At 67.8% G+C, this 10,316-nt stretch carries 7 protein-coding genes and 1 pseudogene; 4 read left to right on the top strand and 4 right to left on the bottom strand.

Features of this window, described 5'->3' with window-relative positions; genetic code table 11:
• Positions 1-78 precede the first annotated feature (78 nt).
• Positions 79-507, top strand: coding sequence for a YchJ family protein (locus AB4Y86_RS04210; RefSeq protein ID WP_441400374.1), 429 nt, complete (start codon positions 79-81; stop codon positions 505-507).
• Here AB4Y86_RS04210 and AB4Y86_RS04215 read toward each other — a convergent pair.
• The 4 genes from AB4Y86_RS04215 to AB4Y86_RS04230 form a co-directional block, all read right to left on the bottom strand.
• The gene (locus tag AB4Y86_RS04215; protein WP_441400363.1) at positions 504-1,481 is read right to left on the bottom strand and encodes a TIGR04086 family membrane protein; all 978 of its coding nucleotides are present in this window, start codon (positions 1,479-1,481) and stop codon (positions 504-506) included. The two genes, AB4Y86_RS04210 and AB4Y86_RS04215, sit on opposite strands and share 4 nt — an antisense overlap.
• Before the next feature lie 166 nt (positions 1,482-1,647).
• Entirely contained in the window at positions 1,648-3,663 is a 2,016-nt protein-coding gene (locus AB4Y86_RS04220) for an acyl-CoA dehydrogenase family protein (protein WP_441400365.1), read from the bottom strand.
• Between the two features lie 64 nt (positions 3,664-3,727).
• Positions 3,728-4,042: a hypothetical protein gene (locus AB4Y86_RS04225; protein WP_441400367.1), complete on the bottom strand. Its 315-nt coding sequence runs from the start codon at positions 4,040-4,042 to the stop codon at positions 3,728-3,730.
• 229 nt (positions 4,043-4,271) lie between these two features.
• A complete protein-coding gene (locus tag AB4Y86_RS04230) occupies positions 4,272-4,451 on the bottom strand; it encodes a hypothetical protein (protein ID WP_441400368.1) in 180 nt (59 codons plus the stop codon).
• A gap of 149 nt (positions 4,452-4,600) precedes the next feature.
• Between AB4Y86_RS04230 and AB4Y86_RS04235 the strand changes: the two genes are divergently transcribed.
• From AB4Y86_RS04235 to AB4Y86_RS04245, 3 genes and pseudogenes are all read left to right on the top strand, one after another.
• On the top strand, positions 4,601-6,049 hold the full coding sequence (locus AB4Y86_RS04235; RefSeq protein ID WP_441400370.1) for a DUF3375 family protein: 1,449 nt from the start codon (positions 4,601-4,603) through the stop codon (positions 6,047-6,049).
• A 2-nt stretch (positions 6,050-6,051) separates the two neighbouring features.
• A pseudogene (locus AB4Y86_RS04240) lies at positions 6,052-6,837 on the top strand (DUF4194 domain-containing protein); the annotation flags it as partial.
• 245 nt (positions 6,838-7,082) lie between these two features.
• A partial coding sequence (locus AB4Y86_RS04245; protein WP_441400372.1) for an ATP-binding protein occupies positions 7,083-10,316 on the top strand: 3,234 nt, incomplete at its 3' end.

Below are 10,316 nucleotides of genomic sequence, written 5' to 3' on the forward strand. Positions count from 1 at the left end.
CGGACGCGCCGGGCCGGAGTGACCCCCGGAAAGACTCCCCGGAAGGACTCCGCGGAACGCCCCCTGGAAGGACAAACAGTGACGCACCGGCAGGCAGCCAGTTCCGGGCCCGAGGGGACCCCTTACGCGGGCAATTGCCCATGCCTTTCCGGCGAGCAGTACGTCGACTGCTGCGGCCGCTTCCATCGCGGCGAGGCGGCGGCGCCCACCGCGGAGCAGCTCATGCGTGCCCGCTACAGCGCGTTCGTGGTGCTGGACGCTGGCTACCTGCTGCGCACCTGGTATCCGGGCACCCGGCCCGCCACGCTGGAGTTGGATCCGGACGTGCAGTGGCGGCGCCTGGACATCGTCTCGACGGTGCGCGGCGGACCGCTGGACATTGAGGGTACCGTCGAGTTCAAGGCCTATTTTCGGCACGACGGCGAACGCCGGGTCCAGCATGAAACCAGCCGTTTCCGACGTGAGGACCGCCGCTGGTACTACGTCGACGGCCTCACGCCCGCCTAACGTTCCTCGACGGTCTCCACCGGAGTGAAGCCCGCGCGGTCCACCTTGCGGTGGAAGTGCATGCCCGCGAGGCCGCCCAGCATGGCGCCGATGAGGGCCACGACCGCCACGACAACCGCCGCGATGATGCCCGCGGTGGTGAGGTCGCCTTCGTTGACCGGGATCCGCGGGAAGCTGTTCAGGTTCGCCAGGACGTTGTACTGCTGGCCGGCGGTCAGGGCCAGGACGGCGACGACGATTGCCGCGATCAACGCCCAGATCCACACCATCAGGCCCTGGCGGGCGCCGTTGAAACGGGCCATCCGGCCTGCCACGTAGCCGCCGCAGTAGTAGGACACGAAGAGGATTACGAGCAGAGCTATGATGCCCGCGATCCCGACGCTTTGGCTCTTCGAGGCCTGGTTGACGGCGTCGTTGACGTTGGTGTTGGTGGCGAGGCCGACGGCGGTGCCGGCGGCGGCGACCAAGGCAGTCAACAGCACGGCCATGCCGGTGGCGGCGAGCCAGCCGAAGAAGGCGGAGCCGATCTTGATGCCCCCGTACTGCTCCTTCTCGCGGGCCACCACGGTCTGGCGGGTGGGCACCTCTTCGATAACGTCGTCGTGGACGTGGCGGTCATCGCGGGTCCCGTGGATCACCCTGCCGTCACGGCCTGCGGTGCCCGCGGCGGCTGCACCGGCGAGTGGCGCAGCGGGCAAAGCGCGGGTGTCGTCTGAGCGCTCCGCGCGGGCGTCTGCAGGGGCGTCAGCACGGTGCTCCGCATGGTGTTCGGCCCGGTCTTCGGCGCGGACTTCAGCCCGGTCCTCGGAGCGCGCCGCGGCGCGGCGTTCCGCTTGATCATCGGCCGTCACCGGATGTGCGGCCGTCGCGCCGTCCTGGCGGGCGTCGTGGATCCGGGCGTCCCGTCCAAGGGGTCCGYCGTCCTCGCGTGCGCGTCGGGGCATGCGGTCTTCGGGGCCTGCTGTGCTGCTCATGATGGCTGCTCGCTTTCATTGATTGACCCGGGCCCATTGCTTGAGCCGGGCACTGCAATGCTTCGACCGTCATCAGGTCTTGCCTCCACCTAATCACGTCGGCGGCGTAGATAGCAAGGATGCTTACTATTCAGTTCTCCTGTCGCGTGGCGGGCATATACCCACGTCAGCGGTACTTTCGGTGCAAGTTCTCCTTCGCCGAGGCGCGGGGGCTGGCATCCGCGATCCAGGGTCCTGTGCCTTCGGACTGGTCAAGTACGCCGGCCTCGAGCCACTCGTAGTCCCCGGCGAGGACCCGGCGGGTCAGCGATCGGTCGCCGTCGTCGGTATTGCGCCAGAGCTGGTCGAAATACTCCTCGACCCGGACCCGCGCCTGCTCGCAAAAAGCGTTCGCGAGCTCGTAGGCCGAGGCGCCGCGTTCGGGAGAGGTCCGCAGCAGCATCTCCGCCCGCGAGCAACACGCCGCCATCGCATAGAGTTCGGCGCCGATGTCCACTATCCGGCCCAGGAAGGCCTGCTTGTGTTCGAGCTTGGCCTGCCAGCGGCCCATCCCGTAGAAAGTCTGCCGGGCCAGCCGTCGCGAGGCCCGTTCCACAAACCGCAGGTGCCTGCCGAGCCGGCCGAAATCCCCGTAGGAGCGCGGATCCATGCCGGTGCCCGCCACCAGTTTCGGCAGCCACCGGGCGTAGAAGCCGGAAGCGCCGACRGCGGCCTTTGCCTTGTCGGAGAGGCTGGCGTCCGCCGAGGCGAGGGCACCCGCGGCGGCCAGATGGGCGTCCACGGCTTCACGTGCGATCAGGAGCCGCATGATTTCCGAAGAGCCCTCGAAGATGCGGTTGATCCGCATATCCCGCAGCTGCTGTTCGGCCTGGACCGCACGTTCGCCGCGGGCCTCGAGCGAGTCGGCCGTTTCGAAGCCCCGGCCGCCGCGGATCTGCACCAGCTCGTCGGCGATCCGGCAGCTGATCTCGGTGGACCAGAGCTTGGCGAGGGCTGCTTCGATCCGGACGTCCTTCTGGCCGGCGTCGGCCAGCTCGGCGGAGAGCTCGAAGACTGCGTCCAGGGCAAACGCGCTGGCGGCGATGAAGGCGATTTTCTTGCCCACCGCCTCATGCTGGCCCACCGGCCGGCCCCATTGGGTGCGGGCGTTGGACCATTCGCGGGCGATCTTCAGGCTCCAGCGGCCGGAAGCCACGCAGAGCGCGGGAATCGACAGGCGCCCGGTATTGAGTGTGGTGAGCGCGATCTTCAGGCCCTGGCCTTCGCGGCCCAGCCGGTTCCCGGCCGGCACCCGGACCTGGTGGAAGCGGGTGACGCCGTTCTCGATGCCGCGCAGCCCCATGAAGGCGTTGCGGTTCTCCACGGTGATGCCGGGGGAGTCCATTTCCACGATGAAGGCGCTGATGCCGCCGCGGTGTTCGGTGCCGTCCGCGTCGGTGTGCGCGGGGACCAGTGCCATCACCACCACAAGTTCCGCGATGACGCCGTTGGTGGTCCACAGCTTCACACCGTCCAGCACGTAGCTTCCGCCGTCCTCCGATAGAACGGCGGTGCTGCCCATCCGGGCCGGGTCGCTGCCGACGTCGGGCTCGGTAAGCAGGAACGCCGTGACGGCGCCGGAAGCGCACCGCGGCAGGTACTCCCGCTGTTGCTCCGGCGTGCCAAAGACCTTGACCGGCTCCRGAACGCCGATCGACTGGTGCGCGGACAGGAGCGCGCCGAGGCTTGGGTGCACCGAGCCCAGCAGTGCCAAGGCCCGGCCGTAGTACACCAGAGACAGGCCCAGGCCGCCGTATTCGCGGGGGATCTTCATGCCAAAGACGCCGAGGGCTGCCAGCCCGGACAGGTACTCGTCGGGGATCAAGGCGTCGCGCTCGATGGTGCGTCCGGACATGGTGCGGCAGAACGCGGTGAGCCGCTCCATGAACGCTTCGCCGCGTTCGACGTCGTCCGCAGGCGCCTGCGGCCACGGATGGACGAGGCCAAGGTCAAAGCTGCCAAGGTAGAGGCCCTTGGCGAAGCTGGGCCGGTCCCAGCTGGTCTCCCGGGCGGCTTCTGCGACGGCCCGGGCATCGGCGGCGGTGGCCTCCGAACCGATCTTTTGCGAGCCTACCGGAACTTCGGCGGCGGGGTTCTCGGCGGCTGGATCCTGGGTGGCTGGGTTATCGACGGCGGAGCTCACTGGGCATCTCCTCTAACCGGGTTGGCCGGCTCGAGCCCTGGGTCCGCCGCGGGTGGAGGACCCTTCAGCTGTCCCGCAATACTACCCGCGGGTAGGTGCCGGTGCTAGGGGACGGCTGCCCGATTAAATCGCCGGGAAAATCGCCGGGGAGCTCCACCCCGGCGGCATGGTGCAGCAGCCGGTCCCAGGCGCCGTTAATGCCGTGGACCAGCCCGAGCAGGACGCTGGCCGCCACGAACCAGGCGAACCGGCCCACCCCCAGCAGCGCCAACGACGCGAAGGCCGCGGTCAAGATGAAGAGGCCTATCACTAGGGCAAAAACCAGCGTTCCGAGGAACACCATGGTGCCCGTTTCCAACGCGCTTGGATCGAACTGCATTCTTCCTCCTGCACCGTCGCTTCGGCTGATCACTAGCCCGAGCGTAGGGTGCGGAAGGGGCGCCCAGCCAGAGGCGCGGGGCGGATTGGGGGCCCTTGATACGGGATCGAAATGCTACCCGGGCGTAGGTCACGGTGAGGTCGCGAAAACCACACCAGCAACAGGCGTCACAAGGGTCCGATTGCTGCCGGATCCGCACGAGGCGGGCACCGCCGTCCGTACGCGGGTCTCAGGGGTGCAGGCCGGCGTCGTCCGCCTCATGCGTGTCCGTCGGTTGCGGCGCGATACTGACGCCTGGCACCGGGACTCCCGGACCCAGCAGGCCGTCCGCCGCGACGGCCACTGAGGCGCTACTGAGGACCACCGCCGTCGACGCCGCACCTATGATCCATGCAGTCTTGGTCCGCATCTCACTCTCCTCCCACGTAGTCCTTCAAGTGTGCGCCCGCAGCGCGACAGGTACAACGGTGATTCCGGTGGCCCTGCGTTAACCTTGTAGTTGGCAGTTTTCTTTAGTCCGCTGCCCACCCCCCACCTCGGCAGCGATAGGAGAAGTGCGTGTCCCGTTCCGCCCTGTCCTCCGCCGACGCCATCAGCGCCCGGCTCCGGGACCTCGAACTCCTCACCAAAGGTCCGGCATGGGCATTGACCCGCTCGGCCCCGTGGGTGATAGCCGTGCTGCAGGCCTCCTTTACCCGCACCCGGCCGCAGCTGCCGCTGGAACAGTTCCACGCCGACGTCGACGCCTTCCTTGAGCAGCTCCGCCGCCAGGATCCGGGCTTGGGCGGCTCCGCCAACGGCAAAGGCTTCGGCGATGAGTGGACCCGCAAGAACTTCCTGACCCGCCGGAACCAGTCCGGCCAGATTGTCTACGAGGTCACCGAGCCCGCGGCCCGTGTCCTGGCCTTCCTGGACAGCCTCTCCAGTGAACGTTCCACCCTGAACGGTTCACGCCTCGGCACGTTGCTGGGCGACGTGGAAAAACTTGCCAACGAGACCAACCCGGACCAGAGCGCACGGCTGGTCTCCCTGGAAGAAGAAATCGGCGAACGCCGGCAACTGATCGAGGAGATCAGCTCCGGCGAGTTCGACGGGCTGCTCGACGACGAGGAAGCCGTCGAAGCGGCCGGCAACATCCTGGACCTCGCCGCCAGCCTGCCCGCGGACTATAAGAAGATGCGGGACCGGATCGAGGAACTGGTGGGTGAGCTCCGAAACCAGATCATCGAGGAGTCGCTCAGCAAGGGTGCCACGATGGCGCAGGTGCTGGAGGCCGACAAACGGCTCCGGCAGAGCCCCGAAGGCAGGACCTTCCGGTCCTTCACCGCCTTCCTGGAGGATCCGCAGCAGCAACTGCGCTTCCGTTCCGCGATCGGGGAGGTGCTCAGCCGGCAGTTCGCCGACGAGCTGAGCCAGGATGAGCGTGAGACGCTGAAAAACCTGGTGGCCGAACTGCGCAGCCAGCACAGCCAGATCCAGCGGATTTACGGAAAGCTCAGCGAAAGCCTCAACACCTATGTCCAGAGCGACGACTACCGCCAGTCCGTCAGGCTCCGCAAGGTCCTGCGCGAGGCCGAGCAGGCGATCCGCTCGCTGCCCTACGAGCGCGAGCGCCCGGGCCTGGTCCGCGGACCGGTGCTCTTCAACGCCGGCTTCGAATCCCTGGCCATGGTCAAGCTCTTCGATCCGGATGAGTTTGCCGCGCCGCCGAGGCTGGCGGACCCGATCGCGTTCAGCGACTCCGACCGGGTGCGCTCGCCGCGGACCGGCAAGGCCAGCCCCGAGGCGATCCGCACCGCCGTCGCAGGTGTGTCCACCCTGGCGGAGGCCTGGGAGCAACTGCCGGGGACCGAACGCCACATCAACTCCATCCGTGCCCTGCTCTCGCACGCGCTGCACCAGGGTGCAGACTTCGACCGCGGGGCCTGGGCGGCGCTGGACTTCGAACAGATCGACGGCTCGGTCCGCACCGCGTACCTGCCTGTCGTCACGCTTAAGAAGGATTGAAGATGACCGACCTTGTCCAGGAAGCGCCCGGCACGGAACGGGAGCACGAGCCGGAGCACGTGCACGCCGATCCCTTCACCGTGACACCGCGGGACACCTTCGTCGACGGCGCGGCACTCTTCCCGGGCGACACCGGAGTGCTCCCGATGAAGGTCCGGCAGGCGCTCGTGAAGCTCCTCAAGGGCCCATACATCGACGGCGGCCGGGACGAAAAGCTCTGGACCACACTGCTGGACAACCAGCTGATCCTGCGCAGCCGCCTCTCCGACGTGCTCCTGACGCTGCAACTGGACCATGAACGCAAGGTGGCCGTGCTGCGGCCGGTGGACCCCGAGGCGATCGGCGGCAGCACCCGCTCCAGCATTCTGCGCCAGCAGCGTGCCCTGAGCCGGGTCGAAACCATCGTGCTGCTGCGCCTGCGCCTCCTCCTGGACCGTCACGTCACCGCCCAGACCGATCCGACGATCACGCGCGAGGAAATCGCCGACCTGGTGGCCCACTACCAGCCCGCCGGCCAGCAGGACGCCCTGCGCGATTCCGACGTCGTCAACCGCGCCATCACCAAGCTCCTGGCCCGCCAACTACTCCTCACCACGGGCCTGGACGACGTCTACACCATCTCCAACGCCCTCCCGCTGGCCCTCCCCTTCGAAAACATCGGCGACATCCCGGCCCAAATCGAAGCCCTAATCGCCGCCTCCGCCGACCCCACCGGCACAGAACCCCTGATCGACATCGACGGCGACAGCCCCGCGAGCTCCGACGAGGACACTGAAGACGACGCTCAAGGTGAGCCGATCACCGACGACGACGACGATTCCCGAGTAATCAGCAGCGGCAGCCCCGGGGACATGCGGCAGCATGCGTCTAAGCTGGGCCCCCTCGGAGAGGGTTCCCTGGCCGAGCTTGCGAGGCAAGGGAGTCCGAGGGGCGGAACGAGCGAGCATGCAGAGCATGTGTCCGGTGATGCCGCGATAGGCGACCACAAGGATGCCGCGATAGGCGACCACACTGAGGAAGCGGAGGCAGCCAAGTGAGTATCGCGACCATGCTGCCGTTAGGCGAACTCACCAACCCCGGCCAGATGCGCCTAGCCCTGGTCCAGGTGGTCAACTGGGGCACCTTCCATGGCGCCCATACAATGCACGTGGACCGCAACGGCACCCTGCTGACCGGCAACTCCGGGGTCGGCAAGTCAACGCTGTTCGACGCGATGCTGCGAGTGTTCGACGCGCGGCCCCGCTCCAACGAGGCCGCGGCCCAGCGCGCCGGCGGCGCCGTCGAGGACAAACGAACCACCTTCACGTACATGCGCGGCAAGGTGGGGGACAAAGCCGTGGGCGAGGGCTCCGCCAGCGCCTTCCAACGCCCCGGCGCGACCTGGTCCGCCGTCGGGCTGACCTTCGACAACGCCGCGGGCACCCGGGTGACCGTCTCGGCACTCTTCGACGTGCCCAAGAACGGGACCGAGTCGAGCGTCGGCCGGTTCTATTTGATAGACAATAAGCCGCTGGACCTGGCCGCGCTCGAGGGCATCGCAGAGAAGCGGTTCACCAAGTCGGCGCTGGAAGGGATCTTCCCGGATGCCCAAATCTTTGACGTCCACAAAGCCTTCGCCGAGCGTTTCCGGCGCCTGCTGGGCATCAACTCGGACCAGGCCCTGCCGCTGCTGCGCGTGATCCAGGCCGGCAAGGGCCTGGGCGGCAGTGTCAATACCTTCTTCCGCGACCAGGTCCTGGATGCGCCCGCCACCTTGGCTGCCGCGGACGACGTCGTCGAGGAATTCAGCAACCTGATGTCCATCCGGCAACGGCTCGAGGATGTCCGGCAGCAGCGCGACCAGCTGGCGCCCGTCCCCGGATTGAACAAGGAGTACGCACAGTCCTTGCTCGACGCGAACCGGCTGCGGGATCTCGCCGGCGAGGAGTTCGAGGCCTATAAGCAGCAGCTGGCCGTCAGCGTGCACGGCAAAACCCTGGAACGCTTCAAGGCGCTGGCACAGGATAAGGCAAAGCAGCTCGGCGCCGAACGCGGCGTCCGTGACGGTCTGGCCAAGGAACTGCGCGAGCTCGAGGCGGACTACAACAACCAGGGCGGCAACGCGATTTCCGCGATCGAACAGTCGCTGGAGAACGCCCGGGTGGGTCTCAAACTCCGCGAGCAGGTCGAGGAAGCCGCCCGCAAAGCCCTGACCGACGCCGGCCTGGAGCTTGAGTGGACGCCCGCGGGCTGGGAGCAGGCGCACGAGCACGCGGCGGCGCGCTCCGTCGAGCTGCAGGACCATTCGGAGTCGCTCAAGGAGCTTCGTTTCGAGGCGTTCGACGGTCACGCGACCAGGAAGCGGGAGCTCGCCGCGGCCCAGCAGGAACTTGTCTCGCTCAAGACGCGCAAGTCCCTGCTGCCGCCGTCGAGCATTGAAAACCGCAGTGCCATCGCGGCGGCCACCGGCATTTCCGAGGAGCAGATGCCCTTCGGCGGTGAGCTCATCGACCTCGCGGAGGGCCACGAACAGTGGCGGCCGGCTGCCGAACGCGCCCTGCGCAGCCTGGCCACCACGCTGCTGGTCCCGGGCGAGCACTTTGCAGCCGTTACCCGCTACCTCAACGACTATCCGGTCCGCGGTGCGTTGCGCGCGGTGGACATTTCGAAGCCGCTCGCCGGCGGCGCGCTGGCCGTGGAGGACGCGGCCGACGGCGATCTGCTGACCAAGCTGGACATCCTCACCGCCGGTCCGGCGGGCAGCGCCTTCGCGGCGGCCGGCGAGTGGATCCGGGAGCGGATTGCGCTCGATTTCGCCTACCCCTGCGTGGAGGATCCGGGCGAGCTGGCCGGGCTGGACAAGGGCCTGAGCCTCGGCGGCGTGGTCAAGCGCAACCGCCACACCGTGGAAAAGGATGACCGCTTCACCTCGCGGCAGGACTACGTGCTCGGCTTCGACAACGCCGCCAAACTTGAAGTGGTGGCCGCGCAGGTCGAGGAGCTCCGACAGGAACTCGCCAAGGCCGCCGAACTGGCGCAAAGCCGGGAAGAGTCGCACCAGGGCATGACCCGCCAGCTCGACGCACTGCGCCGCGTGGCCCACGACCACCGGCCCTGGGAGCAGGTGTCCGCTGCGGTTGCCGCCGAGGAGCTCGCGAGGATTGAGCAGCGGCTCAAGGACGCCCTCGCCGCGCAGGCGGACCTCGAGCCGCTGCGCGCCAACATCGATGTTTCCCGACAGAAACACCAGTCCAGCACCGAGGCGGCGGCCGTACTGCAGAGCGAGTACAAGGCTCTCGACGCGCAGCTCAGCACGGCCGATTCGCTGCTGGACGCCGCGCAGGCGCGCCTGGCCCAGCAGCCGCCGTCGGACGCCACCGTCGCGGCGCTGGAACCTTACTTCACCGGCTTCGGCGAGCTGGCCGAAATGCATGAGCTGGACAACCTCGCCAACCAGGTCCGGACCCGGCTGCAGGCCGAACTGCACGCCGCCGAGTCCCGCGGGCAGGCCACCTCCGAGCGGCTCACGCGCATCTTCGAGGGCTTCGTCCGCGAGTGGGGCACGGCGATTTCCGCGGACCACGGCACTTCGATCGGGGCCGCCGGCGAGTTCGAATCCCGCTACCACGCCATTGTCAGCGACGGCCTTCCGGCGCAGGAAGCCGAGTTCCGGCAGTTCTTCAACCAGCGCACGCACGAGTCCTTCAGCACGCTGTTGCACCTGCTTGACGAGGAACGCCGCTCCATCACAAGCCGCATCCTGCCGCTGAACGGCATCCTCTCCGAGGTCAACTTCCACGAAGGCAGCTTCCTGGAGCTGGACATCAAGCAGACCCTGCCGGCTACCGCGAAGCAGTTCAAGGACGCCATCCAGAACGCGCTGAAGGTCCGCCACACCCGGCCCGGGAAGGCTGCCGCGCCGGCCGCCGTCGCCGGCGCGGAGACGGACGACGACGCCGAGCTCACCAACCGCTACAAGTCGCTCGAAACGCTGGTGAAGCGGCTCGGGTCGCAGACCCCCGAGGACCGCCGCTGGCGTGCCGAGGTGCTGGACGTCCGCGGGCACCTTTTCATCCAGTGCAAAGAGCACCGCGAAGTGCGGGACTCCGGGTCCAAAGCTGCGAAGAACGGCGGCAAGAGCCGCGCGGTAAAGACCGAGGTGTTCATGCACGCCGATACCGGCTCGATGTCCGGCGGTGAGCGGCAGCGCTTCACCGCATTCATCATGGCGGCGGCGCTGAGCTACCAGCTGGGCATCGCCGAGCAAGGCTTCACCACGTACGGCACC

The organism is Arthrobacter sp. 2YAF22_2 (assembly GCF_052114645.1).
Taxonomy (GTDB): Bacteria; Actinomycetota; Actinomycetes; order Actinomycetales; family Micrococcaceae; genus Arthrobacter.